Source organism: Pseudomonas sp. SK2, assembly GCF_016772395.1.
In the GTDB taxonomy this organism is placed as follows: Bacteria; Pseudomonadota; Gammaproteobacteria; order Pseudomonadales; family Pseudomonadaceae; genus Aquipseudomonas; species Aquipseudomonas taiwanensis.
Genome location: NZ_CP061944.1, coordinates 2,756,078 through 2,781,855 on the forward strand (window position 1 = coordinate 2,756,078; position 25,778 = coordinate 2,781,855).

Sequence of the window (25,778 nt, forward strand, 5' to 3'; positions counted from 1 at the left end):
GTTCAGCACTCCCACTCGACACGACTGAACAGGTATCCCTTGCCCCAAACGGTCTTGATCTTGCGCGCTTCGCCGGCATTGTCGTCGAACTTGCGACGCAGCTTGGAAATGGCGACGTCCACCGAGCGATCGGTGCCGTTGAATTCGATACCCCGCAGTTCCTGCAGAATGCGATCGCGGCTCAGCACCTCGCCGGCACTGCGCGCCAACACCACCAGCAGGTTGTACTCGCCGCTCGACAGTTCCACTTCTTCGCCCCGCCACGTCACCGCGCGTTCGGCCAGGTCGATGCGCAAACTCCCCACCTGGATCAGATCACTTTCCAGGCGCGGCTCGTTGACGCTGCTACGGCGCAACAGGGTGCGCACGCGGGCCAGCAATACCCTGGGCTCGCAGGGCTTGGTGACATAGTCGTCCGCGCCCATCTCCAACCCCAAGACCTGATCGTGACTGTCATCACGGGCGGTGAGCATCAGAATGGGCAGGCTCTGCGAGGCCTGGCGCAGCAAGCGACACACCTGCAGGCCATCGAGGCCCGGCAGCATCAGGTCGAGTATCACCAGGTCGGGCTTTTGTTGATGGAATGCGTCCAGGACATGGTCGCCACGGGCAATCACCTGCACATGGTAGTCGTTTCGTTGGAGGTAGCTGGCAATCAGCTCGGACAACGCGCTGTCGTCTTCGACCAGAAGAAGGTTTGGCATACGCACTTTGATACATAAAAAGAGGCAGGCAGGATATAGAATCCTACGCTTCGTCAGGGCCATTCTTCACACTTTTTCACACTCGCCCTACAGCTGGTAACAGGCAGCCAGCCCTCGGCTGCCTTAGGATACGCACGCTCATCATCGGAAGATCGGTATGCCTATTTCTTTCCCTTCGCGCCTGCGCCCCATGGCGCTTCTGGCGCTTGTCACCCTGACTCTGGCCGGATGCGACGACAGCTCGCAACCCAATGAACAAACACCCAAGCCCCAGGTGCGCGTGGAAACCGTGCAGCTGCAGCCTCTGGCAGTCAGCACCGAGCTGAGCGGCCGGCTGCTCGCCCCGCGCACCGCCGAAGTTCGCGCCCGGGTGGCGGGCGTGGTGCTCAAGCGTGTGTACCGCGAAGGCAGCGACGTCAAGCAAGGCGATGTGCTGTTCCTGATCGACCCGGCACCGTTCAAGGCTGACCATGACAGCGCCCGCGCTACCCTGGCCAAGGCCCAGGCTACCTTGTACCAGGCCCGGCTGCAGGAGCAACGCTACCGCGAGCTGGTCGACGACAAGGCCGTCAGTCGCCAGGAGTACGACAATGCGCGCGCGGCGTTCCTGCAAGCCGATGCGGCGGTCGCCGAAGCCAAGGCGGCGCTCGAGCGGGCACGCCTGAACCTGGGTTACGCCACGGTCACCGCCCCTATCTCGGGGCGCATTGGCCGAGCGCTCGTCACCGAGGGCGCACTGGTCGGGCAGAACGAGACCACGCCCCTGGCGACCATCCAGCAATTGGACCCGATCCATGCCGACGTCACCCAGTCGACCCGCGAACTCAACGCCCTGCGCCGCGCCTTGCGGGCAGGCGAGCTGCAACAGGCAGGTGATGGCCAGGCCCGTGCCACGTTGATCCAGGACGACGGCAGCGCCTACCCGCTGCCGGGGAAGTTGCTGTTCTCCGATATCAGTGTCGACCCGAGCACCAACCAGATCACCCTACGCAGCGAGTTCCCCAACCCGGATCTCGACCTGCTGCCGGGCAGCTACGTGCGCGTTCGCCTCGAACAGGCGCTGCAACCCAAGGGTATCAGTGTCCCGCAACGGGCCATCCTGCGTGACAGTGCCGGGGTACCGAAGGTGCTGGTGGTCGACCAACGGTCCCAGGTCAGCGAGCGCCAAGTCGCGCTGGGCAACGCCCAAGGTGACCGCTGGGTGGTCAGCGAAGGCCTGGCCCCTGGTGAGCGCGTGGTCATCGAAGGGCTGCAACACATCAAGGCCGGCGACCAGGTGCAAGTCGACGCCCCCCAGGGTGCCCAGCCCATTGCCCAACACCTCGGCCAGTGAGGGCCTGATCCATGCCGCAGTTCTTCATTGACCGCCCCATCTTCGCCTGGGTGGTGGCGCTGTTCATTCTTTTGGCCGGAGCGCTGTCGATTGTGCAGTTGCCGGTGGCCCAGTACCCCAACGTGGCGCCACCGCAGGTCGAGATCTACGCCGTCTATCCCGGCGCTTCCGCGGCGACCATGGACGAGAGCGTGGTCAGCCTGATCGAGCAAGAGCTCAACGGTGCCGACAACCTGCTTTACTTCGAGTCGCAAAGCAGCCTGGGCAGTGCCACCATCACCGCCACCTTCGAGCCCGGCACCCATCCGGACATGGCCCAGGTCGACGTGCAGAATCGGCTCAAGGTCGTCGAGTCGCGCCTGCCCCGCCCCGTCACCCAACAGGGCCTGCAAGTGGAGAAGGTCTCCACCGGCTTCCTGTTGCTCGCGACCCTCACCTCCGAGGACGGCAGCCTGGATGAGACCGCTCTGTCCGACATCCTGGCGCGCAACGTGATGAACGAGATCCGTCGCCTCAAGGGTGTCGGCAAGGCGCAGTTGTATGGCTCCGAACGGGCCATGCGCATCTGGATCGACCCGGCCAAGCTGATCGGCTACCAACTCACGCCCAATGACGTCGCCGCCGCCATCGCCGCGCAGAACGCCCAGGTCGCGCCTGGCAGCATCGGCGACCTGCCCGCCCGTGGCACACAGGAGATCACCGCCAATGTGGTGGTCAAGGGCCAGCTGAGCACGCCGGAAGAATTCGCCGGCATCGTGCTGCGTGCCAATACTGACGGCTCCAGCGTGACCATCGGCGACGTCGCCCGGGTTGAGATCGGTGCTCAAGAATACCAGTACGGCACTCGCCTGAACGGCAAGCCAGCTACGGCCTTCAGCGTACAGCTCGCCCCCGGCGCCAACGCCATGGAGACTGCCGATCTGGTGCGGGCAAAAATGCAGGAGCTGTCACGCTACTTCCCCGAAGGGGTCCGGTACGACATCCCCTATGACACCTCGCCGTTCGTCAAAGTGTCGATCAAGCAAGTGATCAACACCCTGTTCGAGGCCATGCTGCTGGTGTTCGCAGTCATGTTCCTGTTCCTGCAGAACCTGCGCTACACCCTAATCCCAACCTTGGTGGTGCCAGTGGCGCTGATGGGTACCTTTGCCGTGATGCTGGCGATGGGCTTCTCGGTCAATGTGCTGACTTTGTTCGGAATGGTATTGGCCATCGGTATCCTGGTGGACGATGCCATCGTGGTGGTGGAGAACGTCGAGCGCATCATGGCTGAAGAAGGTCTTGAGCCCAGGGCGGCGACGCGCAAGGCCATGGGCCAGATCAGCGGCGCTATCATCGGTATCACCCTGGTGCTGGTGGCGGTGTTCCTGCCGATGGCCTTCATGAAAGGCTCGGTCGGGGTGATCTACCAGCAGTTCTCGGTGTCCATGGCGGTGTCGATCCTGTTCTCGGCATTCCTGGCACTGAGCCTCACACCGGCCCTGTGCGCGACACTGCTCAAACCGGTGGCCAAGGGCGGGCATCATGAGCGCAAGGGGTTCTTCGGATGGTTCAATCGTCGCTTCGAAGCGACAAGCGAAGGCTACCAACGCTGGGTAATGGCGGCGCTCAAACGCAGCGGCCGTTATCTGCTGGTCTATGGCGCGCTGCTGGCGGTTCTGGGTTATGGTTTCAGCCAGTTGCCCACCGCATTCCTGCCCACCGAAGACCAGGGCTACACCATTACCGACATTCAGTTGCCACCCGGTGCCAGCCGCATGCGCACCGAGCAGGTGGCAGCGCAGATCGAAGCGCACAACGCTCAGGAGCCAGGGGTGGGCAACACCACGGTGATCCTCGGCTTCAGCTTCTCAGGTAGCGGGCAGAATGCCGCGCTAGCCTTCACCACGCTCAAGGACTGGTCCGAGCGAGGGAGTGACGACAGCGCCCAGTCGATTGCCGACCGTGCAACCGTGGCCTTCAGCCAGATCAAGGACGCGATCGCTTTCTCGGTGCTGCCACCGCCCATCGATGGCCTGGGCGAGTCGACGGGTTTCGAGTTCCGCCTGCAGGACCGAGGTGGCATCGGTCATGGCGAGCTGATGGCAGCCCGTGACCAGTTGCTGGCCGGCGCAGCCAAGAGCAAGGTGCTGACCAATGTCCGCGAGTCATCGCTGGCTGAAAGCCCACAAGTGCAACTGGAAATCGACCGCCGCCAGGCCAATGCCCTGGGTGTGTCGTTTGCCGACATTGGCTCGGTATTGGATACCGCGGTGGGTTCCAACTACGTCAACGACTTCCCCAACCAGGGGCGCATGCAACGCGTGGTGGTACAGGCCGAAGGCGACCGGCGCAGTCAGGTGCAAGACCTGCTGAACATCCATGTGCGCAACAGCAGCGGCAAGATGGTACCTCTGGCTGCCTTCGTCCAGGCCAGGTGGGTCAGCGGACCCGTGCAACTGACCCGCTACAACGGTTACCCGGCGGTGTCGATCTCAGGCGAACCGGCGGCCGGTTACAGCTCGGGTGAAGCGATGGCTGAAATCGAGCGCCTGGTAGCCCAGTTGCCCGTGGGTACGGGTCTGGAATGGACCGGCCTGTCGCTGCAGGAGCGTCTATCCGGCAGCCAGGCCCCCTTGCTGATGGGGTTATCGTTGCTGGTGGTGTTCCTGTGCCTGGCCGCACTGTACGAAAGCTGGTCGATCCCCACCGCGGTGTTGCTGGTGGTGCCGCTGGGTGTGCTAGGGGCGGTGCTGGCGGTGACCCTGCGCGGCATGCCCAACGACGTGTTCTTCAAGGTCGGCTTGATCACCCTGATCGGTTTGTCGGCCAAAAATGCCATCCTGATCATCGAGTTCGCCAAGAGCCTGGTCGACCAGGGGCATGATGCCGTCGACGCTGCGGTTCAGGCTGCCCGTCTGCGCTTGCGCCCCATCGTCATGACCTCCCTGGCGTTCATCCTCGGCGTGGTACCCCTGGCCATCGCCACCGGCGCCAGCTCGGCCAGTCAGCAGGCGATCGGCACCGGAGTGATCGGCGGCATGCTCAGTGCCACCCTGGCGGTGGTGTTCGTGCCGGTGTTCTTCGTGGTGGTGATGCGTCTGGCCGTGCGCGGCAGCGCCATCCAGGGCAAGCTGTTGACCGACGAAACCTGACTGGACAAGCAGCCCGTTGAATGAGAGGGTTCCCGGCATCGACTGCCCGGAACCCTTTTTCATGCCAGACGCACTGCCCCCCTGCTCCATCCTCATCCTCGCCGGCGGCCGTGGCCAACGCATGGGCGGCCGCGACAAGGGCCTGGTCGACTGGCAGGGTGAACCGCTGGTAGCGCATGTGCAGCGCGTGGTACGGCCTCTCAGCGATGACCTGGTGATTTCCTGCAATCGCAATCAGGACACCTACCGGGCCTATGCCAACCAACTGGTTGGCGATGCAGACCCGGATTTCCCCGGCCCCCTGGCCGGGGTGATCGCTGGGCTTGCAAAGGCACGTCATGAGTGGGTGGTGGTGCTGGCCTGCGACGCGCCGCTGGTCGACCAGGCACTGATCGACGACCTGCGCAAATTGGCCGTGCAGCATGACCGCTGCGCGATGGTTCGCCAGGGTGGGTTCTGGCAGCCAATGTTCAGCGTCCTGCCGCGCCGGGTATTACCCTTGCTCGAACAAGCCTGGGCAGCAGGTGAGCGGAGTTTGCAGAGAGCGCTGATGCGCCAGTCGATTGAAGGGCTGGACTGCGCGGAAGAGGATCCAAGGTTGAGCAACTTCAACAGCCCGAATCTGCTGAAGCGGACTTTGTAGGAGCGGGCTCGCCAGCGATCACCGGCCAAGCCGGTGCCACACGGCAACCCCGGTTTCCACAAGCCCCACGCCAGAGCGCAAACTGCACGGACTCACTCCAGCGCCAATTCCTCGACACTGATCTCACGCATCCTGAACTTCTGCACCTTACCGGTGACCGTCATCGGAAACTCATCGACGAAGCGGAAGTACCGGGGCACCTTGAAGTGGGCAATCCGCGCCCTCGCCCATTCGCGTAACTCGTCTTCGGTGGCCGTATGCCCTGGATGCAACCGCACCCAGGCAACGATCTCTTCACCATACTTCTTGCACGGGACCCCGATCACCTGCACATCGGCAACCGCTGGGTGGGTGAAGAAAAACTCCTCCAGCTCACGCGGGTAGATGTTCTCTCCCCCGCGAATGATCATGTCCTTGCTGCGCCCGACGATCCGCACGTAGCCCTGCTCGTCCATCACCGCCAGGTCACCCGTGTGCATCCAGCCCTCGGCGTCGATGCTCTCGGCAGTGGCCTTGGGGTTGTTCCAGTAACCCAGCATCACACTGTAGCCACGGGTGCATAGCTCGCCGATCTCACCACGGGGCAAGGTGCTGCCCTCGGCATCGATGATCTTGTTCTCCAGCCTCGGCTGGGTGCGCCCGACACTGGTCACCCGCCGTTCCAGATCGTCATCGGCGCCAGTCTGCAGCGACACCGGGCTGGTCTCGGTCATGCCGTAGGCGATCTGCACTTCGGCCATGTGCATCTGGTCGATTACCCGACGCATTACCTCGATCGGGCAAGTGGCCCCAGCCATGATGCCGGTACGCAGGCTCGACAGATCGAATTCGCCGCGCTGTGGGTGGTCGAGTTCGGCGATGAACATGGTGGGTACACCGTACAGTGCGGTGGCCTTTTCTTCCGCCACTGCCCTCAGCGTAGCCAGGGGGTCGAAGGCGTCGTTGGGGTAGATCAGGGCACTGCCATGGGTCATGCAGCCGAGGTTGGCCATGACCATGCCAAAACAGTGATACAAAGGCACCGGCACCACCAGGCGATCGTGTTCGGTCAGGCCCAGGCTTTCACCGACCATGTAGCCATTGTTGAGAATGTTGCGATGGCTGAGCGTGGCGCCTTTGGGGAAGCCTGTGGTGCCAGAGGTGTACTGGATATTGATCGGGTCGTTGCACTGCAATTGCGCCTGCCGCTCGGCCAAGGCTTCGCGGCTGATGGCTTCGGCGCGGGCTTGCAGGTCATGCCAGGCCAGGAAACCTGGAGGCGGCGACAGCGCCAGGCTCACGACACCGCGCAGGTCGGGAAAGCGCTCGCAGATCAGCGCACCCGGCTGCCCATGGGAAAGGCCCGGGATCAGGCCCTGCAGCATGGCGTGGTAATCGGATGTCTTGAAGGCGTCCGCGCAGATTACCCAACGGCAGCCAGACTGGCCCAGGGCGTAGTCCAGTTCATTGGAGCGATAGGCCGGATTGATATTGACCAGAATGGCACCGACCTTGGCGCTGGCGAACTGAGTGATGCACCATTCGGCGCAATTGGGCGCCCAGATGCCCAAGCGATCGCCAGGTTGCACACCAAGGGCCATGAGCGCGCGGGCATGCTGATCGACCGCGTCAGCCAGCTGTTGCCAGGTGTAGCGCAGGGCCTGGTGGCGGACCACGAGTGCCTCGCGATCGGGGAAGCGGGCGACGGTGGCGTCGAAGGCGTCGCCGATGCATTGGTCGAGCAGGGCCTTGTCCGGGTTGCCCTGTGAGTAGCTTGGCTGGGGCATGGGCAGTTCTCTTGTTGTTCTTGTAATGACTGGACCGGCGCTTTCGCAGGCAAGCCGGCTCGTGCAGGAGAGCGATGCAGGAGCCGGCGTGGCGACGCCGGTTTAACGGACGAACACCTGAGGCGTGGTGGTGGACATGTCGCCACCGGGCAACTTGATGTTCTTCACCTTTTCCAGGGTTTGCGGGTTGAACACCGCCAGGTCGTTGAAGGTGCCGCCCAGGTACAACTTGTCGCCCTTTTTGTCGAAGGTCACGCAGTAGTAAGTGTGGTCCAGATTCGCCGCCTTGATCAGCTTGCGCTGCTTGATGTCGTACTTGGCCAGGCGGTTGAGCACGCCGTACATCTGGTTCGGGTCTTTCGGCGAGCGTAAGCCGGTGAAGTACAGCTCCGTCAGGTCGGCGAACTCAGCGGTATGACGCTTGCCCGTCTTCAAGTCCACGCTCAGGTAGCCATACAGCAACTCCGCGGTGTTGGGGTCCTGCTTCTCATCCTTGAACTTGGCGATGGTGTACAGCATCGAGAACTCATGCCGGGCGCTTTGGTGCGGCCAGAAATACAGCACGTCCGGAGCGCTGTAGCCCTTGCGGTTCCAATTGCGCAGCGGCAACGCCACTTCGTACTTGCCCGTGTTGACATCCATCTTGTAGAGGTCCGGCCCGGCCACGAACAGGCTGCCATCGTCGGCGGTGCGCATCAGGTAGACCTGGCGTGGCATCGGGAAGGTGCGCACGGGCTTGGCCTCCAGGCCATCAGCTGTACGGAATACCTCAAGGCGCGGCGGCTTGACCACGTAGTGGTCGTTCAGGCGCTGCGTCGGGTTGACCGTGGCATACACCTCTTTGCCGTCAGGGCTGATGGCGAACGAGTACATCGATTTGCCGACTTCGCCCGGCACGCTGGATAGGTTGGCGTGGAAGGTGGTCTTGCAGGTGTCCAGGTCGATGCCGTAGATGTCGGCAAAATGGTTGTTCAGCACGTAGGCGGTGCGGTTGTCCGGTGCCATCATCGCGGTGCCTGGGCCGAAGGCGTCAGGCATGCGGCAGCTCTTGTAGAGTGCGTCGCTGGCGACATCCACCACATGCAGGTTGTTCGGGTAGTTGGTGGCGATCAGGTATTCATGGCCAGCCTTCAAGGCGGGGCCGGTGTCCTCGGCCTGGGCTGCCCAGGCGCAGGTCATAGCGGCGATGGTGAGCGCGAGTTGCGCGCAGCGTCCAGCTTTCATGCGGTTTCCCCTTGTCATTCTTGTTGGACCGTCACTTGTCTTTCGGGAACACGGTGCCGAGGTTCCGCCAGTCTTCCTGGGAGTTGCTCGCCTGGGCGTTCCAGTCCTGGTAGGTGCTCATCATGTCCGGCACCTGGGCGGGCCACCAGCAAGGGTCGGAACAGCCATACAGGTCGGCTTCCATGGGCTGGCACAGCGAGCTCACGCCGCCAAAGGCGTCCACTTCCCAGCCCGGGTCGGTGGTGGCGGTGCAGCCGGCCACCGCGCTCATGGCCATGACTTCTTCGACGCGGTCTTCGGCGGCAGCCTGTTCGAGAATCCGTGCCTTGTTGTTCAGGGGCTTCAAATGCTTCATGTCAGTGCGCCTTCCGCGGAGTGATGTAGCGGTCGATGAAGGCCGGGTTGACGGCCATGATGCGGCTGTAGACCTCGATGCCGAAGTCGACCCAGTCACGCATCAGCTCGCAGTAGTGATAGGTCGGGTGCTGCGGGTCGCCGTAGCGGGCATAGCTTTCGTGGTAGCAACCGCCGGAGCACAGGTTGCGGATACGGCAGCTGTCGCAGCCCGTGTTGCTGCGGTCCAGACGTTGGGAGAGGAAGTCGTTGAGCTGCGCCTGCTTCACCCCCTGGTGCACATTGCCAAAGGTCGGCAGGCTGGAGCCGGTGAAGCGATGGCACAGGTTCAGCTCGCCTTCGTGGTCGACGGCCAGCATCTTCAACCCGGCGCCGCACGGCAGTGCCTTCTTGTGGCCTTCGTGGATGTCCGTAATCAGCTGGTGCAGGTTGGAGAAGCCGATGTTGCGATGCGCCAGTGCCGCCTCCAGGTAGCGTCGACCCAGTGCCTTCATGTTGGCGAAGACCTCCACCAGTTCGTCACTGGTCAGGTTGAAGCTTGCCATGTCTCCGGAGGTGACCGGCGCAAAACCGACTTCGGCGAAACCCAGCTCGTTGAACAGGTGGTTCCAGATCGTCTCGACGTCGGTGATGCCACGGGTCAAGGTCACCCGCGCACCCACCGGGCGGCTGTGGTAACGCGACAGCAGCATGTCGACCTTGCGTCGCACCACGTCGTAGGTACCCTGCCCGCCCACGGTGATGCGGTTACGGTCGTGCACGGTCTTTGGCCCGTCGATGCTCACCGACAGACCAAAGCGGTGGGCGTTGAGCCAGTCGACGATCTCTTCGGTCAGCAAGGTGGCGTTGGTGGTCATGATGAACTCCACCTGCTTGCCGGCCTCGGCGAAGCGCCGCTCGCAGTAGCCCACCATGTGCTCGATCAATGGCCTGTTGGACAGCGGCTCACCGCCAAAGAACACCACGCTGTAGCGCTCTTCGTTGGGCGATTCCGTGAGCAGCATTTCCACCGAGGCCTCGGCGGTGGCCGTGCTCATCTTCTTCCCAGCCGAGGGTTTGTCCAAGTCTTCCTTGTAGCAGTAGGTGCAACTTAGATTGCAACCGGTGTTGACATTCAGTACCACAGTGTTCAGCGCCGTGCGCTCGACCTGCTTGAGGGCGATCTCCGGGGTCAGCGGCGAGCCGTCGCTGACCAATTCCAGGGCGATCAACTCCCGTAGGGTCTCTTCGATATCCTGCCCGGCGAACTGCTGGCCAAGCCGCTGCATCAGCTCTTCGGCCGAGCAGCCTCGTTGGCGCAAGGCATCGATGATGCCGCCAGTCACCGCATCCGCGGTGAACAAAGAGCTGCTGGGAATGTGAAACAACATACGGTCGGCATCGACCTGCACTTCGTGCAGGTTGCGTTCGACCAGGTTCAGTAGTGCGCCCATGGCAACCTCCCGATAATCGATCCGTTGGAATACGCGTCCGCCACAGCCCTTAAGGCAACGGCGGGTTGTTCCAGCGTTGTACGGTGACGATCAGGTGGCCTTCGCCCTGCTGGCCGCCATCTTCGAGTTGGGCGATGACCTTCAGGTTGCCGGCGTTATTGGTCATCATCTTGCGCGCAGGGTTGGGGCCTGCGCCTCCCGGCACGAACACACCGTCAGCCTGCATGGTGCCGGCGAACTTCACGTCTTCGTCCTCGATCGCGCGTTCGTTGAACGGCTCGACCTTCCACTTCGCCGGCAGGTAGCCGATGCGCAGCGGCTGGCCACTGGCGTCCTTGCCCCAGGCCTCGGCCTCGAAGCGCCCCTGAACCTTGGGCACCGAAGCGCCGTTCTCGCCGATACGGGCAATGGAAAACGCCGGCACGACCTTCACTTCGTCGACCTTGTCGTAAACCGCCAGGCTTGCGCCCTTGAGCGCACCCACGGTCACTTCGCGCTGGCCAGGCGTGGCATCGGCCGCGGCTCGCGCCTTGACTCGAACCCACGTTGGAGTCGACTCCAGCACCTCGGTCACCTGTACACCTGCGCCAAGGTCCGGCTTGCCAGCAAGGTCACTGCCTACCAGGGTGACTTCCTGTTCGGTACCGGCCTTGATGAAGGCCGGCTGCACGGCCAGCAGACGCGCCTTGCCCGCCTGGGCGGCACTGAAGTCCAGGCCGCGCTCGTCGTGTTCGGCCTCGAACATGCGGCCTTTCATTTCGCCATCCAGCGCCGCGAACACCTGACGCAGGTGGCTGTCACCGACCTTTACGTTGCCGCGCCATTCGTAGCCGTTGTAGAGGATCGCCGAGCCGCTGCCATTGAACGGCGTGCCATCGGCGTAGGCGCCTTTGACGTCGACCTTGAAGGTGTCACCTTGGTCGGGGGTGACCGTCATCACGCCGCGTACATCACCTTTGGCCAACATATGGCCGCTAAACGCCCATTGTCCCTGAAGCGTATCGGCTTTGGGCTTGGCCTTTTCCCATGCCGCATAAGCGGGGCTCTCAAGCGGGAAGCGCTTGGCCAGGTCTGGCACCACTTGCTTGAGGGCGATTTCCAGCCACTCGCGGTCACGGGCCTGGGCCTGGTATTCCAAGGACGGCCATTGTCCGAGGTGGAAGTTGACCAAGTGCTCCCATTCCTGGGCGGGACGACGTTGCAAGGCCACCCGGGCACCGGAGTGGCAGCGACCGCAGGTCTGGCTCAGTTGTTCGTCGAAGTGCTCGACGGTGTTGAGCCGGCGTTCCATGGCATAGCGCACGCCGTCGGTTTCACTCGGGGCGAGGCCCTGCTTGTCGGCCAGGTACTTGACCAGGGTGCGGCGATCGTCATCGCTGATCTGCAGGCCGTGCATGACTTGCATGCGGGCGATACTCATCAGCCAGCCTTCCGGAGTCTTGCGCTGGTGGCTGATGCGACTGTAGGTGTCGTTGCCTTCGGGGATATGGCACCCCATGCACTTGTTCTGTAACAGGCTCGGGCCCTGCTCGGCCGCCATGGCCTGGGTGCTCAGCAGTGCGGCGGCAACCAGTGCCAGCTTACCCGCATGCCGCCGGAGTCGAGTCGTCTTCAAGGTCAGACCTCCACGGTGTTTTTCTTATGGTTTTCGCACGCTTTGGTACAACAGGTGTGCATGTATCGGTTGCGATACAGAAACTATGCCAGGTCACGCAAAAACGTTGAATTTCAGGCAGTTGGACAGTTTGCACGGCCAACTCGAGGGATTGCCGCCTGAAGCGCAGCGTGCCATTTCGCGACACGGTGTTTCATCCTGAGACAGGGCCTGGCGGGCGGGGCGCGCGCGATCCCAGCCCGCGGCCACGAGTCCAAGGGCCAGTCAGGTACCTGCGAGCGCGCACTTGCTCGGGCAAGCGCTCGACAGTCACTGTTTCACAACCGTCTCACAGCGTCTCAATGTGCAACAGCGCAACGGCGCACCCCCTCGCGTGCAGCGCGACAAACCCTAGGCATTTCAGGCCCTTGCGCACACGGGGCGAGCTTGGCACGGCCATTGCGCCAGTGCCCGTCACATCCAATGACAAGAGGCTCAGCCCCATGCTTTGCGAACTGCCCATCCTGCCTGCTACCCGCGCCTTCCTCGAACGCAAGCTGAAGATGCGCATCGGCGCCGACTGGCAGGACGCCGCCAGTGGCCAGACGCTTTCCTTTCGCAACCCGGCCACCGGGGAAATCCTAGGCGAAGTGCCAGCCGCCGATGCTACCGACGTCGACCGTGCCGTGCAGGCCGCCCGCCAGGCCTTCGATGATTCGCCATGGAGCCGCATGCGCCCGCGCGAGCGTCAGAACCTGCTGTGGCGCCTGGCCGACCTGATGGAGCGCGACGCGCAGCAACTGGCCGAGCTTGAATGCCTGAACAACGGCAAGAGCGCGGTGGTTGCCAAGGTGATGGACGTGCAATTGGCCATCGACTTCCTGCGCTACATGGCTGGCTGGGCTACCAAGATAGAGGGTAGTACCGTCGAGGCGTCCATGCCGCTGATGCCCAACGATCAGTTTCATGGCTTCATCCGCCGCGAAGCAGTGGGCGTGGTCGGTGCCATCGTTGCCTGGAACTTCCCGCTTTTGCTGGCCTGCTGGAAGCTCGGCCCAGCCTTGGCTACCGGCTGCACCGTGGTGCTCAAGCCTGCCGACGAAACGCCGCTGACTGCCCTGAAACTCGCAGAGTTGGTGGATGAAGCTGGCTATCCTGCTGGTGTGTTCAACGTCGTAACCGGCACCGGCCTGAATGCCGGCGCCGCCCTTAGCCGACACCCTGGCGTGGACAAGCTGACCTTCACCGGCTCGACCGAGGTGGGCAAGCTGATCGGCAAGGCGGCCATGGACAACATGACCCGCGTCACCCTAGAGCTCGGCGGCAAGTCACCCACCATCGTCATGCCCGATGCCGACCTGCAGGAAGCCGCCGCTGGCGCTGCCACCGCGATCTTCTTCAACCAAGGCCAGGTGTGCTGCGCCGGTTCGCGGCTGTACGTGCACCGCAAGCACTTCGACAACGTGGTGGCCGACATCGCCGGAATAGCCAACGGCATGAAACTTGGCAATGGTCTGGACCCGGCGGTACAGATGGGCCCGCTGATCTCCGCCAAGCAACAGGACCGGGTCACCGGCTATATCGAACTGGGCCGTGAACTGGGTGCGACCATCGCCTGCGGCGGTGAAGGTTTCGGGCCGGGCTACTTCGTCAAGCCGACCGTGATCGTCGATGTGGACCAGCGCCACCGCCTGGTGCAGGAAGAAATATTCGGCCCGGTGCTGGTCGCCATGCCGTTCGATGACCTGGATGAGGTGATCGCCATGGCCAACGACAACCCTTACGGCCTGGGGGCGAGCATCTGGTCCAACGACCTGGGCGCGGTGCACCGGATGATTCCGCGGATCAAGTCTGGCTCGGTGTGGGTCAACTGCCACAGCGCGCTGGACCCGGCGCTGCCGTTTGGCGGCTACAAGATGTCCGGCGTCGGCCGAGAGATGGGCGCGGCAGCGATCGAGCATTACACAGAGCTGAAGTCTGTGTTGATCAAGCTCTGACCGTTCCTGTGCCGGCCCTTTCGCGGTGCTCCTCGAAAGGGCCGGCACAACCACCCCCAAAAATAACGACAAAAACAGGGAGCACACCCTTGGGCACACTCTCGCCTGCGTCCTCGCCCTGGTGGTCACCGCACCCACCCAGGCCAACGAGCTGTACAACCAAAACGGCACGCCGTCAGGCCGTCGAATACGTGACCCAGGGCAAAACTGACGGGCGTTTGGTTAGGCTCTGTACGAAAAGCCTTGAAAGCCGGTGATGCTGCGCGAAAACAGGGCGGGGAGATAGCGGCGCCTACATGAAGTTATTCACCGCTTATTGCTTCTAACTTGAAATGCGAGGCTGCCGTAAAGGGCCATGACCTGCGCGGAACAATTAACGCGCTTCATCGATTGTCTCTTGCGCGATAAGCAGCAATTGATACCCGGGCCCACTGCTCAAAAACTCTTACACTACGCTCACGCCCCTCAGGCGTTGCTGCAGCGGCGAGTTGTAGCAATTCAGCTCTGCGGACAGGTACTACGAAACTTTCCAGCCTCAACTGGCGAGCAATGAAGATGGAAACGATAGCCTGAGCTCGCTCTGTGGAATCCGGTCTCACTGCACCATTCTCTCGAAGAAAGGCCATAATATCACCTGTCATTTGCCGCTCTTCAGGTGCAAAGCGTTCCACCAGGCGATTGAGATTGCCTATTGTGGATGCGGCCGATTGCTGAACGGCTCTAGCTTGCACCTGTCGCTGTACAGGTTCGCCGTTGCGCATAGGATTGACAAACGCGATTTGCCGGGGAGGCGGTGAATTTTGCCTCTGCGGGCGTTCCCTGCTCTCCCGTGCAAGTATCCTGTCTACCATAATTTTAGACTTAATATTCCCGCTCGGATCCGTAAAGTTGATCGGATCATCACCACAGTACGCATATGTATTTATGCCACCCAAGCCGAAGGGGCTGTAGGTGTCAGGAGACAAGAAGCGCATAAGCGTCGAGCTGTATAATCTTTTTCCGTTCCCTAAAAGATCACACGCCGTCATTGAGTCACGGACCTGGCCATTGAATGCCAGTATGGCCCCATGCTTTAACACATCAAAATGGCCATAAGGGGCGTACACGACTGCGCGTGCTGCATGCATGATCGAGTTTGTGGCGCTGGTAGAAAGTAACAGGGTCTTGTCAAGCGCACCCGCCCGCTGCTCAGCAAGGGGGGAAGAATCACTTCGAAAGATTACGCTAATCTGGCCAATGGAACCGATAGCCGAGAGCCGGCCACCTTGGTAAAAACAGTGCTTTTTCATAACGGTTCTCGAAAGATCGGAGTCATATCTGAGCATTGCGAGACCGCTGTCCACAACTGGTAGTTCTGATAGTTTTCCGCGGTATTCCCCAAAAAGGTCAAATGAACCCCTGCTCCCATAGCCAGCGCCTCACCCTGGTCTGCTGCTGATCAGGGAGGCCTTGCAACACGCTCTCAAGTGGTTGGCCAGCCTGCAACGCACTCACCACCGGCGCTAACTCAATCCCCTGCAAATGCCACACCCCCAATGGCTGATCCGCCGTTACCACCACCTCGGTTTCGTCCACCAGCCCATCACGCAGCACTGGCCGCCGTTCGACCCGCACTGCATGCCAGTCTGCCGCCATGTGCAAAGGCTGCGCATCCGGCCAATCTTGCCGCTGAAGCCAGAACGGTTGCCCTGCGCGCCCCTGCTCTTGCCTGTAGAAATCCCGTCCGATCCGGGCAAAGCGCAAGAACAGCTGCTCGACCCGCTGCTGGTGAAACTGCCGCGCCAATCCTGCGCGCTCGGGCTTGCGCAACAATGTATTGATGACCACCGGTGCCTGAAACGCCGAGGACAGTGACTGGAAAATCCCGTTACCCGACAGTGGGTCAACGGCCATCGCTGCATCGCCCACCCGCACCCAGTCTTGACCAACACATGCGCCAGCCAGAATCGCGGTACTGCTACGTGCATGCACCGGTGCCGGAACCAGCGCCTGGACATCGAACAGTTCGGCCACCAGCGCGCTGTGGGACCGCCGCGCCACGCAGTATTCCGCCAATCCGGCCTTGCCTGGCAGGCCGGCCGCGTCAAGGGTGACTTGCCAGTAACAGCGGCCATCCTCTAACCGCGCCATCCACGCCCAGCCATCCTCCAGGCTTTCCACCGCCGACGCAGGCGCCCCTGGGCTGCCTTGCCAGACATTGAGCAGGCTGACCGTCTCCGGTCCGCGCAGCCGGTCCGGGGCCAGTGGAGCCTGACGGCCTCGCGCTTCGACGAGGAAATCAGCCATCAGTACCTGCCCATCGTCCAGACGCACCTGGTGACCGCCCTCATGCGCGACTTCGCGCACCCGCCCCTCGACCACACGCACGCCAGCACGCTGAAGGTCGTCGCGCAGCGCCCGGTCAAAACGCTGTCGATCCAGCAAGAACTCCTGGTTCGTTTGCAGGTGCTGGCCGTTCCAGAGCACCTGTCGGGCTGCGGGCATGGCGGCCTGGCGCAAGGCCCCGCCCAAACCTGCATGTCGCAAGCCGTCCAGCACCCGCTGCGAAACCCCTTCAACTGCTGCGAAACGGCGCCAATCTGACACCACCATCACGGCATAGCCCAGCCGCCGCAGGCCTATGGCCGTGGCGGCACCCGCAGGGCCGGCACCCAGCACCACAATGCGCGGTTCAGGCATGGCCCAGACCTCGTCGCTCGGGGCCGGCATACGCTGCATTGCTGCGCAGCCAGTCGTAAATCTGCTGGCGATCCATGCTCGGTTCGTCGCGCAACAAAGCTGCAATCCTACCGCTCAAGGCCGCGCAGCCCAGGCTCGCGCCCGCCCTGCCGCCCGCGCCCACGTAACCGCCAAAGTCCGCCTGCCGCGTACCCAGCCACGACCACTGACCCGGAGCGCAGCGGGCATCGCCGGTTACCCGAATCACCCCGCTGTAGCTGGCCGGGTACACCGCCCCGCCCTGCGCCGGGCTGGATGCGCATAACAGCACCCCCGCCGCCAACGCTTCAGCGCAGGCCTGGTGTAGCACCGGGCGGTCTTGTTGCAGGCCCAGGCTGAGGTTGACCAGCGTCACGCCTGCCTCCACCAGCCACAGCAACGCAGCAGCCACCTGCAAGGCACTGGTGCTGGCCTGGCTAGCGAATACCTGGGCCAGCAACAGGGGCACCGGCCCGCCCTCGCCCTGCAAAGCGGCAACCACCTCACTACCGTGCCCTAGCTGGTCCGGCAACATCTCACCTTCACGCAACTGGCCGTCCTCCAGCCAGAACCGCCGCCCTTGCAGCAAGTAGCTGGCCTGATGAGGCGAGCAACCGCTGTCAATCACGCCAACCCACACGTCAGTGGCCATGCTTGATCACCTCCTGAGGCAGCACCTGCAACTGGCCGTCATCCAGGTACAGGTGCAGGTCAGCATCGGCCAGGGTCGAAGCACGGTGACTGATCAGGATGCGTGTGCGGCCGGCGAACAGCTGGTCGATGGCCGCGATCACTTCGCGCTCGGTGGCTTCATCCACCGCCGATGTGGCCTCGTCCAGCACCAGGATCGCCGGCGCCTGCAGCACCGCGCGGGCGATGGCAATGCGTTGTTTCTGCCCGCCGGACAGCTGCTGGCCACGCTCCCCCAGCAGGCCGTCCAGGCCCAGCGGCAGGCTGTCGACCAGGCTGTCCAGCCGCGCCAGGCGCACCACCCGCTCCAGTTCCTCGCGGCTGGCCTCGGGCACGCCGTAGGCCAGGTTCTGTGCCAGGGTGCCGCGGAACAACACGATATCCTGGCTGACCACAGCAATGCGTCGGCGTAGCGCGGCCAAGTCCAGATCGCGCAGGTCGGTGCCGTCCAGCAGGATGCGCCCGGTGTCCGGATCGTAGAAGCGCTGCAACAGGTCGATCAGGGTCGACTTGCCGACCCCTGAGGCGCCGCTGATGGCCACTTTCAGCCCACCCGGCAGGTACACCTGCACGTTGTTCAGCACCGCGCCCTGGCGCCCTTCATGGGCAAAACTCACCCCCTCGAGGCGCAAGTCGCCCGGGCCGTCAGGCATCGGCCGCGGGTCGGCCACCGGTCGCACGGCCACGGACTCCTGCTTCAACTCCATGACCCGCCCCAGGCTCACCGCCATGCGCTGCACCGCCACGTACAGGCCCAGCAGGCTCTGCACCGGCCCTACCGCCATGCCCATGTAGGTGGAAAAGGCGATCAGTGCACCCAACTGCCAGGTACCCTGGATCACCCACCAGCCGCCGACCAGGAACGCACAAGCGCGGCACCAGGAGGTCAGCGTGCCGGGAATGGCCTGGGTGAAGAATTCGGTCACCTGCACCTTGAGTAGCTGGCGCATGTAGCCCTGGCCCAGCTGGTCCAGGCGCCCCGCCTCGCGGCCTTGCTGGCCGGCTGCCTGGATGAACTTCATCGCCGGCAGGGTCTCGACCAGAAACGACGACACATCCGCCGAGCGTTCGCGCAGGTTGCGTACTTCGCGCTCCACCTTGCGCCGCATCCAGCGCAGCCAGAGCACTTCGATGGGCACCAGCAACGCCAGCAGCAGCGACAGTTGCCACGACAGCATCAGCATCAACGCCACCGCGCCTACCAGGCCGATCACCGCCGATACCGCCGAAAACAGCGAATCCACGGCAAAGCGCTGGATTTCCGCCACATCGCCATCCAGCCGCGAAAGGATGTCACCTATGCGCCGCCGTCCGTAGAACGTCGGCGACAGCTGCTGCAGGTGGCGGTAAAGGTCATCGCGCAGGGCAAACAGGATGCGCCCCGACAAGCGCGTATGCAGGTAGCGGTTGACCCCGGCCAGCACGGTGCCCAGCAGCCCCGCAGCGATCATGATCGCCGCCATGTGCCAGAGGGTCTGGTAATCCTTGGCCAACAGGCCTTCGTCGATCAGGGTCTTGACCAGCCAGGGCTGCGCCAGGGCCAGCAGCGATGCCCCTAGGGACAGCCCCAGCAACACCGCGATGGCACGTCCGTGTGGCCGCACGAAACCATACAGCCAGGCTAACGCCTGGCGCATGAGCACCGGGTCGCTGGACTCCACCAGCCTTGCGAACAATCGCCCCATGATTCAGCCGCGCAACTGCTTGAGCTTGCGGTACAACGTCGCCCGGCTGATGCCCAGCGCTTCAGCGGCAGCCGAAACGTTGCCGTGGTGCCGGGCCAAGGCGCCGCGGATCAATTCCAGCTCGTTGTCCTTCAGGCTGCCCGACGGTGCGCCGCCCGTTGCGAGCTCATCGAGCAGGCAGTCGGTGAGGTGATCGAGGGTCAGCACCTGTTCACCCTCCTCGCGCATGGCCAGTGCGGTGCGCACGACCATTTCCAATTGGCGGATGTTGCCTGGCCAGTCGAAACCTTCAAGCAGCGCAGCCAGCGCCGGGTCGAGGCTGACGCCCTTGGCGCCGGCCTTGTGCAGCAGGGCTTCGATGATCCTGGCCAGGTCATCGCGCTCGCGTAGCGCTGGCAAGCGCAGTGACACGCCATTGACCCGGTAGTAAAGGTCTTCGCGAAAATGCTGCTCCTGCACCAAGCGCTTGAGGTCGCGGTGGGTCGCACAGATCAGCGCGACGTCGATCTCTTGCTCATCGCCCGCACCCAGCGGCGCCACCCGGCGCTCTTGCAAGACGCGCAGCAGACGAGCCTGCAAGGCCACCGGCATATCACCGATTTCGTCGAGGAACAACGTGCCGCCGTGGGCCTGCATCAACCGTCCGACCATGCCGCCTCGGCGCGAGCCGGTAAAAGCGCCCTCGCGGTAGCCGAACAGCTCCGACTCGATCAAACCCTCGGGAATGGCGGCGCAGTTTACCGCCACGAATGGCTTGTCGGCCCGGGGGCTCGCCTGGTGCAGTGCGCGGGCCACCACCTCCTTGCCGGTGCCGGTTTCGCCCAACAGCAGCACCGGCAGACCATTGCCCAAACCCTGGCGCGCCATGCGCAGGTTGCGCGCCAGGCGCGGGTCGCCACCGGCCAATGACTCCAGCGCCTGCGAGCGGGCGGCCGGTGCAGGTTTGTTCGTCGCCACGCTGCCATTGAGGTGCCCATGTCGCGGCAACTGCAAGGCACGGAAAAAGAACTCACCCTTGGCGGTCTGTACGCTGCTCACCCCACCCTGCCACAGGCGCGCGATGAAGGCTGGCGAACGCTCCCCCAGCAGGTCGCTACTGCGCCGGCCGATCAGTCCCTGGCGCGGCAACTGCAGCAGCTGGCAGGCGTTGTCGTTGGCCGCCAGTACTTCGCCGTCCAGACTCAGCGCCAACAAGCCATGCCAGGCGCTGTTGAGGTATTGCGGACGGCTGTGGAAGGCCAGGACAAGGTGTTCGGGGTAGCACAGGCCGAACATTCGGCTTTCGATGTTGCCTGCCGCCAGCATCAGGGTCGACAAGCTGTCCTGTGGCTGGGCCATGACCCCCTCGCGGGTGATGTCGAGCACACCGATCACCTCGCCACGCGGGTCACGCAGCGGCACCGAGGTGCAGGAAAACGGGCTGAGTCGGTCCAGGTAGTGTTCGCCGCAATTGATCAAGGTCGGACGGCCCTCCACCACGGCGGTGCCGATGGCGTTGGTGCCGCGCAATGACTCGCTCCAGCAGCTGCCTGGGTGCAGGTCGCGCAGTCCTTCGCGCTGGAGCACATGCTTCTGGCCTTCGATGGCCAGCACATTGGCCTGGGCATCGCCGAGGATGATGATGCCAGCTTTGCCCTGGCGGGATACCAGGTAATCCAGTTCAGGGGTGACCGCGTCCAGCAACAAGCGATTGCGTTCGAGCAGTGCCTGCAGGTCGTGGCCGTGTTCAAGGCCCAGGCCGACTTGTTCGCCCTGTAGGCAATCGAGGCCATGGCCAAGGCTGCGCCGCCAGGAAGCGTCGATTTCGTCGCGCAGCATCCCCAGTGGCAACTCGCCTTCGCTGGCCAGCTTCAAACGGGCCTGGCGGGATTCGTGAAGCGTGTCCTGAGCGTTTGTTATGGGTATGTGTCGCGCCATCTTTTGCTCCAGCTGTTCCCCCTGCCGGGGGTCGCATGCTTGGTATTTTTTCCGCAGTGTGCGGGAGAAATTTCTGGGCGTCGAGGTGATTGTCTTTAGGAGGGCGGTGCGGTATGGATCGAGCGCCGCCCGCGCGGCGCATCGCGAGCAAGGCTCGCTCCTACGTCTGTTTCGGTCCAATGAGTTCTGCGGGATTTGCGCATGGCGCACTATCTAGTCGTACACTGGCGTTACTGGCCCGAAACCGATGTAGGAGCGAGCCTTGCTCGCGATGCGCCGCGCGGGCGGCGCTCGATCCATACCCCACCCCATAGCCATCCACCTCCCGACCCCACCCCTAACCCCAACCTTGGGGAACCCACCCCACCACGCCATCACCCCCCACCCTGCCGCGATTCAGCAGAACCCAGGCCCCACGGGCCCTCCAGCCCGATTTAGGAGACTTGGCACGGCTGTTGCCGACTCCTGCACAGACGCCCCAAGTCCATGGGCTCGTTCGCAGGAGGAATTGACTCATGCTCCGACCGATACCCCACCCGCTGGCTGTGGCGATCTTCGCCGGCATGCTCCAGCTTCCCGCACAGGCTGCGCTCAACGCTGTCGATACCGGCACCTACACCGAAAACAACGGCAAATTCCCCGCCTGGTACCAGGACAGCCATGGTCGCACCCTCGACCTGTGCCTGACCAAGGCAGTGAGTTCGCGGGTTGCCGGTGCACCCGGCGCGCCTTCGTACATGTGCACGCTGTTGCCGACACCCGGTGTGTTCGACGACACACAACCCATCGCCTTCCCGACCAACTTCCCGGATGAAGCCTTCTGGTTCACCGCCGACGCGGCTATCGTCGATGCTGCCCGTGGCATCGACCTGAGCTATGGCACAGCGATCGAAGCGGCCTTCGGTGCTGGAGATCCGCTCGATGGCGACCAAGTCAGCTTCGCCCGGGTGCGTATCCGCGTCGACGTACCCGCGGCAGGTACCTATGTGATCACCCATCCCTATGGCGTCGAGGTGTTCGATGTACCTGCCGCCGGGCGCCGGGCAATCAACATGACCCGCGATATCGGTATCGGCAGCCCAGGCGACTTCACCGGTGCGCTCAAGGGCGATGTCGGCCCGTTCCTGCGCAGCGTCAACGGCCCCTACACCGAGGGCAGCGAGCGTTTCATCGGCGACCCCAATATCGAGGAACGAGTCACCGGCAGCCCGTTCAACACCAACTTCGTACGCATCGAAGGCCCCAACGGCATCGACTTACGCACCGAACTGTTCGCCGTGTCGGGCAAGCTCTCCGACGTCAGCCTGCCCACGCCCTTGATGCCCCAGCGCAGCACATATTCGCGGCGTACCGAGAATGGCGACCTGCATGCCCAGCAGGACATGTTCGTGCTCGCTCCCCCGCCACCGGCCACCGTCACACTCACCAGCCAGGACCCTAACCTGCCGCTGACCGAGGCCAATGGCACCGGCACCTGGTACGCCCAGTCGGTGGTCAACCCGGCGCCTGGTACCAACCTGCTCATCCACGCCGACAACAGTGTGGCCATCCCCACCAGCACCGTAACCACCGCCACCCTGCCGCTGATCGACCTGGTGACCATCGCCCGCGCCGAGTACAGCCTGTCCAATGGTCTCTTGACCCTGGTCGCCAGCAGCAGCGACGAAACATCGCCACCCGTGCTCACCGCCCACACCGGCAACGGTGCATTGATCGGCAACCTCAGTGGCGATGGATCGCTGAAGTCGCTGACCACCAACCTCTCGCCCATTCCGCCAGCCAAGGTGCAGGTCACCAGCGCCCATGGCGGCAGCGACAGCGAAGACGTGGTGCTGGTGCCATGAACAGACAAAGGTTTCGCCTTCAAGGAGGCACCATGAACACTTGGTCTCGCCGGGCGCTGTGCGCCGCTGGTTTCACCCTGACCATCAGCAGCGCGGCCTGGGCCGCGCTGTCCGAAGTCGACCCCGGCCCCTATACCTTCGCCACCGGCGGTTACCCCATGTGGTACAAGGACGCGGACGGCCTGTCCCTGGAGTTGTGCCAGTCGCGGGCCACCAGTTCGCGGGTACCCAGCGCACCGGGCGCGCCTTCGTATATGTGCACCCTGCTCCCGGAACCGGGTGTCTACGATGACGCACTGCCGTTGGTGTTCCCCGATAACTGGCCGCCAGAGATGTTCTGGTTCCTGGCCGAGGCCACCATCCCGGCAGTCGGCAACAGCGGCTTCGAGCTTGAGGCTTACGTCGCCGGCGTCGAGGCGGCCTTCGCCGCCGAAAACCCGGTCGATGGCGATCAGCAGAGCTTCGCCCGCATCCGCATCCGCGTATCGGTTCCCACTGCAGGCACCTACAAGATCACCCACCCCTATGGCGTCGAGACGGTCAACGTGACCGCACCCGGACGCCGGGCGATCAACATCACCCGCGATATCGGCATCGGCGCGCCAGGCAACTTCACCGGTGCGCTGAACGGCGCAATCGGGCCGTTCCTGCGCGGGGCAGCCGGGCCGTACGTCGAGGTCAACCCGGACACCGGAGTCAGCGAAACCTTCGTCGGTGATCCGAACCGGACCGAGACTGTGCTCGGCAGCCCGTTCAATACCAACTTCATACTCATCGAAGGACCGAACGGCCTCAGCATCACGACCAATCAGTTCACCGTCTCCGGTAAAGTGCTGGACCAACGCGCACAGACCCCAGTGAGCCTGGAACGCGCCACCTACTCGCGCGACGGCTCCGGCACGCGCGTCGCAGTGTTCGCCAAAGCGCCAGGCGATGCCAACCTGTGCATGCGAAATGGCCTGGCACTGGTCGGTACGCCACCCTCGCCCTGCGAGTTCAACCTGTTGGCGGACAACAACGGACTCTTCTTCGCCCAGCAACTGAGTCAAGCAGCACCGCCTCCGGTAGTGGTGGTCACCGCCAGCAGCAGCACAGCGGCGACCCAACCCACGGCCCTGTCCAGCAAGCTGTCCGATATGGTCAACGTCAGTACTGCACGCTATGACTGGGCCAACAAACGCCTGGTGATCGAGGCGCGTTCCAGCGACGAAGTGGTGATTCCCGATCTGGTTGCCCAGGGCTACGGGCGCATGTCCAAGTCCGGAACCCTGCAGACGTTGACGGTCAACGACCTCAAGCAGCCACCAGCCACCGTCACGGTGAAATCCGCCCACGGCGGAAGTGATGTCGAGCCCGTGCTGGTGGTCGGCAATGCCCCGGTCGAAGCCGCCAACCAGCCGCCGCTGGCCCAGGCCGACACCGGCGCCACCAGCGTCGGCGTACCGATCACCCTCAACCTGCTGCTCAACGACAGTGACCCAGACGGCAACGTGCCGCTGACCCTCAGCGACCTTACCCAACCCGGTACGGGCCTGGGCGGCGTAGTCCTCAACGGCACGACCTCGGTGACCTACACCCCGCCAGCCGGGGCCACTCAGCCGGTGGTGGCCACCTTCACCTACCGGGCCATGGACGCCAAGGGCCTGAAGTCCGAGCCTGCCACTGTCACCATCAACGTTGCGCCCAATCAGGCCCCGACCGCCGTGGCCGACACCGTCAACACCCTGGGCGTACCCATCACCATCAACGTATTGGCCAACGACACCGACCCTGAAGGCAACTTGCCGCTCACTGTCGCCAGTGTCAGCCAACCCGCTGCTGGCAGAGGCACAGTGACCACCGACGGCGCCACGGTCACCTATACCCCACCCGCCACCGTCACCACAGCCTTCCCGGCCACCTTCACCTATGTGGTACGTGACTCCATCGGCGCTACATCCACCCCTGGCACGGTCACGGTCAACGTGTCGCCACGGCCGGCTGCGGAGACTTTCACGGTCACCACCGCAACGGTCACGGCCCGCTCGAACAACCGTTACAACTGGGACTTCAGCGGTACCTCATCGGTGACCACCGGCAATGTCGTTACTGTCCGGGCGACCACCACCACCGGCGTGCAGACCCTAGGCACCGCCACAGTACCGGCCAACGGTCGCTGGCGTCTGTCGGTCAGCAACAGCACCACGGCGGTGCCGACGGCCAGCCCGACGGCGACGATAACCACCAGCCCCGGCACCACGCGCACCGTCAACGTGGTGGTGCAGTAAGGCAGGGAGAACGCCATGAAACGCCTGTACCTACTGCTGCTGTGCCTGGCCCTTGGCGGCCAGGCCAACGGCGCCGAGGACCTGATGGACAACGCTGACCTGGCGGCCGGCAACGACCTGGGTGACCCGGTGATCATCCGCCTGCTGCCGGCTGGCGCCGGCCAGGTAGCGGTGATCGAGCAGCAAGGCGCGGGCAACCGCGCCGCCCTCGACCAGAACGGCCAGGCCCTGCTGGGCCGCATCGTCCAGGGCGGGGGTGCGCAGGAGGCGTTCATCCTGCAGGAAGGCAGTGACCTGATGGCCAGCATTAGCCAACAGGGATATGGCAACAGCGCCTCGATCCGCCAGAGCGGCAGCAGCAACAGCGCGACCATCGAGCAGATCGGCAACAACAACAGCGCCAGCATCGAGCAGTCCGGCTCGGGACTCAGCAGCGCCGTGACCCAGGCCGGCAATGGCCAGCATGTTCAGATCACTCAATATCGATAGACCTGGA

The 25,778-nt window shown here is 63.5% G+C and carries 18 protein-coding genes; 7 read left to right on the forward strand and 11 right to left on the reverse strand.

The window, feature by feature from the left end:
- Positions 1–2: 2 nt before the first annotated feature.
- Positions 3–704 (reverse strand): response regulator, encoded by a 702-nt coding sequence (locus tag IF103_RS12260; protein ID WP_023380626.1) that lies wholly within the window; start codon positions 702–704, stop codon positions 3–5.
- A 157-nt stretch (positions 705–861) separates the two neighbouring features.
- Between IF103_RS12260 and IF103_RS12265 the strand changes: the two genes are divergently transcribed.
- From IF103_RS12265 to mobA, 3 genes are all read left to right on the forward strand, one after another.
- Entirely contained in the window at positions 862–2,037 is a 1,176-nt protein-coding gene (locus tag IF103_RS12265; RefSeq protein WP_104881750.1) for an efflux RND transporter periplasmic adaptor subunit, read from the forward strand.
- An 11-nt stretch (positions 2,038–2,048) separates the two neighbouring features.
- The gene (locus tag IF103_RS12270; RefSeq protein WP_202675345.1) at positions 2,049–5,171 is read left to right on the forward strand and encodes a multidrug efflux RND transporter permease subunit; all 3,123 of its coding nucleotides are present in this window, start codon (positions 2,049–2,051) and stop codon (positions 5,169–5,171) included.
- Positions 5,172–5,232: 61 nt separating this feature from the next.
- Positions 5,233–5,814: a molybdenum cofactor guanylyltransferase MobA gene (gene mobA / locus IF103_RS12275; RefSeq protein WP_023380629.1), complete on the forward strand. Its 582-nt coding sequence runs from the start codon at positions 5,233–5,235 to the stop codon at positions 5,812–5,814.
- A 92-nt stretch (positions 5,815–5,906) separates the two neighbouring features.
- On the opposite strand, the gene IF103_RS12280 is transcribed toward mobA, so the two are convergent.
- The 5 genes from IF103_RS12280 to peaA form a co-directional block, all read right to left on the reverse strand.
- Positions 5,907–7,580 (reverse strand): fatty acid CoA ligase family protein, encoded by a 1,674-nt coding sequence (locus IF103_RS12280; RefSeq protein WP_202675346.1) that lies wholly within the window; start codon positions 7,578–7,580, stop codon positions 5,907–5,909.
- A 102-nt stretch (positions 7,581–7,682) separates the two neighbouring features.
- Positions 7,683–8,804: a quinohemoprotein amine dehydrogenase subunit beta gene (gene peaD, locus IF103_RS12285; protein WP_202675347.1), complete on the reverse strand. Its 1,122-nt coding sequence runs from the start codon at positions 8,802–8,804 to the stop codon at positions 7,683–7,685.
- Between the two features lie 31 nt (positions 8,805–8,835).
- Positions 8,836–9,159, reverse strand: a complete 324-nt coding sequence (qhpC, locus tag IF103_RS12290) for a quinohemoprotein amine dehydrogenase subunit gamma (RefSeq protein WP_023380631.1) — start codon at positions 9,157–9,159, stop codon at positions 8,836–8,838.
- A 1-nt stretch (position 9,160) separates the two neighbouring features.
- Positions 9,161–10,591 (reverse strand): quinohemoprotein amine dehydrogenase maturation protein, encoded by a 1,431-nt coding sequence (peaB, locus tag IF103_RS12295; RefSeq protein ID WP_023380632.1) that lies wholly within the window; start codon positions 10,589–10,591, stop codon positions 9,161–9,163.
- A 49-nt stretch (positions 10,592–10,640) separates the two neighbouring features.
- Complete coding sequence (gene peaA / locus IF103_RS12300; protein ID WP_023380633.1) at positions 10,641–12,206, reverse strand: quinohemoprotein amine dehydrogenase subunit alpha; 1,566 nt, start codon at positions 12,204–12,206, stop codon at positions 10,641–10,643.
- 482 nt (positions 12,207–12,688) lie between these two features.
- On the opposite strand from peaA, the gene IF103_RS12305 reads away from it, so the two are divergent.
- The gene (locus IF103_RS12305; protein ID WP_023380634.1) at positions 12,689–14,182 is read left to right on the forward strand and encodes an aldehyde dehydrogenase family protein; all 1,494 of its coding nucleotides are present in this window, start codon (positions 12,689–12,691) and stop codon (positions 14,180–14,182) included.
- Positions 14,183–14,565: 383 nt separating this feature from the next.
- Here IF103_RS12305 and IF103_RS12310 read toward each other — a convergent pair whose 3' ends face one another.
- The 5 genes from IF103_RS12310 to IF103_RS12330 form a co-directional block, all read right to left on the reverse strand.
- Complete coding sequence (locus tag IF103_RS12310; protein WP_202675348.1) at positions 14,566–15,471, reverse strand: RHS repeat-associated core domain-containing protein; 906 nt, start codon at positions 15,469–15,471, stop codon at positions 14,566–14,568.
- Positions 15,472–15,568: 97 nt separating this feature from the next.
- Positions 15,569–16,861, reverse strand: a complete 1,293-nt coding sequence (gene qhpG, locus IF103_RS12315; protein ID WP_202675349.1) for a flavin-dependent monooxygenase QhpG — start codon at positions 16,859–16,861, stop codon at positions 15,569–15,571.
- Positions 16,854–17,531 carry a subtilisin-like serine protease QhpE gene (gene qhpE / locus IF103_RS12320; RefSeq protein ID WP_202675350.1) on the reverse strand — a complete coding sequence of 226 codons (678 nt, stop codon included), beginning with the start codon at positions 17,529–17,531 and terminating at the stop codon, positions 16,854–16,856. Before qhpE ends, qhpG begins: the two co-directional genes overlap by 8 nt.
- Positions 17,521–19,254: an ABC transporter ATP-binding protein gene (locus IF103_RS12325; protein ID WP_023380638.1), complete on the reverse strand. Its 1,734-nt coding sequence runs from the start codon at positions 19,252–19,254 to the stop codon at positions 17,521–17,523. Before IF103_RS12325 ends, qhpE begins: the two co-directional genes overlap by 11 nt.
- 3 nt (positions 19,255–19,257) lie before the next feature.
- Positions 19,258–21,171, reverse strand: coding sequence for a sigma-54-dependent Fis family transcriptional regulator (locus tag IF103_RS12330; protein ID WP_202675351.1), 1,914 nt, complete (start codon positions 21,169–21,171; stop codon positions 19,258–19,260).
- A 515-nt stretch (positions 21,172–21,686) separates the two neighbouring features.
- On the opposite strand from IF103_RS12330, the gene IF103_RS12335 reads away from it, so the two are divergent.
- Genes IF103_RS12335 through IF103_RS12345 form a run of 3 tightly spaced genes read left to right on the forward strand, consistent with a single transcriptional unit; the run spans position 21,687 to position 25,771 of the window.
- Positions 21,687–23,015: a hypothetical protein gene (locus tag IF103_RS12335; RefSeq protein WP_023380640.1), complete on the forward strand. Its 1,329-nt coding sequence runs from the start codon at positions 21,687–21,689 to the stop codon at positions 23,013–23,015.
- Positions 23,016–23,047: 32 nt separating this feature from the next.
- A complete protein-coding gene (locus tag IF103_RS12340) occupies positions 23,048–25,282 on the forward strand; it encodes an Ig-like domain-containing protein (RefSeq protein WP_023380641.1) in 2,235 nt (744 codons plus the stop codon).
- Between the two features lie 15 nt (positions 25,283–25,297).
- Positions 25,298–25,771, forward strand: coding sequence for a curlin-associated protein (locus IF103_RS12345; RefSeq protein ID WP_023380642.1), 474 nt, complete (start codon positions 25,298–25,300; stop codon positions 25,769–25,771).
- Positions 25,772–25,778 lie beyond the last annotated feature (7 nt).

What these genes read in the sequence shown, in the direction of transcription:
- IF103_RS12310 (WP_202675348.1), bottom strand. Translation starts at nt 15,471, where the DNA reads ATGAAAAAGCACTGTTTTTACCAAGGTGGCCGGCTCTCGGCTATCGGT.
- qhpE (WP_202675350.1), bottom strand. Translation starts at nt 17,531, where the DNA reads ATGGCCACTGACGTGTGGGTTGGCGTGATTGACAGCGGTTGCTCGCCT.
- qhpC (WP_023380631.1), bottom strand. Translation starts at nt 9,159, where the DNA reads ATGAAGCATTTGAAGCCCCTGAACAACAAGGCACGGATTCTCGAACAG.
- IF103_RS12280 (WP_202675346.1), bottom strand. Translation starts at nt 7,580, where the DNA reads ATGCCCCAGCCAAGCTACTCACAGGGCAACCCGGACAAGGCCCTGCTC.
- qhpG (WP_202675349.1), bottom strand. Translation starts at nt 16,861, where the DNA reads ATGCCTGAACCGCGCATTGTGGTGCTGGGTGCCGGCCCTGCGGGTGCC.
- IF103_RS12345 (WP_023380642.1), top strand. Translation starts at nt 25,298, where the DNA reads ATGAAACGCCTGTACCTACTGCTGCTGTGCCTGGCCCTTGGCGGCCAG.
- IF103_RS12270 (WP_202675345.1), top strand. Translation starts at nt 2,049, where the DNA reads ATGCCGCAGTTCTTCATTGACCGCCCCATCTTCGCCTGGGTGGTGGCG.
- IF103_RS12305 (WP_023380634.1), top strand. Translation starts at nt 12,689, where the DNA reads ATGCTTTGCGAACTGCCCATCCTGCCTGCTACCCGCGCCTTCCTCGAA.
- peaD (WP_202675347.1), bottom strand. Translation starts at nt 8,804, where the DNA reads ATGAAAGCTGGACGCTGCGCGCAACTCGCGCTCACCATCGCCGCTATG.
- IF103_RS12265 (WP_104881750.1), top strand. Translation starts at nt 862, where the DNA reads ATGCCTATTTCTTTCCCTTCGCGCCTGCGCCCCATGGCGCTTCTGGCG.
- peaB (WP_023380632.1), bottom strand. Translation starts at nt 10,591, where the DNA reads ATGGGCGCACTACTGAACCTGGTCGAACGCAACCTGCACGAAGTGCAG.
- mobA (WP_023380629.1), top strand. Translation starts at nt 5,233, where the DNA reads ATGCCAGACGCACTGCCCCCCTGCTCCATCCTCATCCTCGCCGGCGGC.
- IF103_RS12325 (WP_023380638.1), bottom strand. Translation starts at nt 19,254, where the DNA reads ATGGGGCGATTGTTCGCAAGGCTGGTGGAGTCCAGCGACCCGGTGCTC.
- IF103_RS12330 (WP_202675351.1), bottom strand. Translation starts at nt 21,171, where the DNA reads ATGGCGCGACACATACCCATAACAAACGCTCAGGACACGCTTCACGAA.
- IF103_RS12335 (WP_023380640.1), top strand. Translation starts at nt 21,687, where the DNA reads ATGCTCCGACCGATACCCCACCCGCTGGCTGTGGCGATCTTCGCCGGC.
- IF103_RS12340 (WP_023380641.1), top strand. Translation starts at nt 23,048, where the DNA reads ATGAACACTTGGTCTCGCCGGGCGCTGTGCGCCGCTGGTTTCACCCTG.
- IF103_RS12260 (WP_023380626.1), bottom strand. Translation starts at nt 704, where the DNA reads ATGCCAAACCTTCTTCTGGTCGAAGACGACAGCGCGTTGTCCGAGCTG.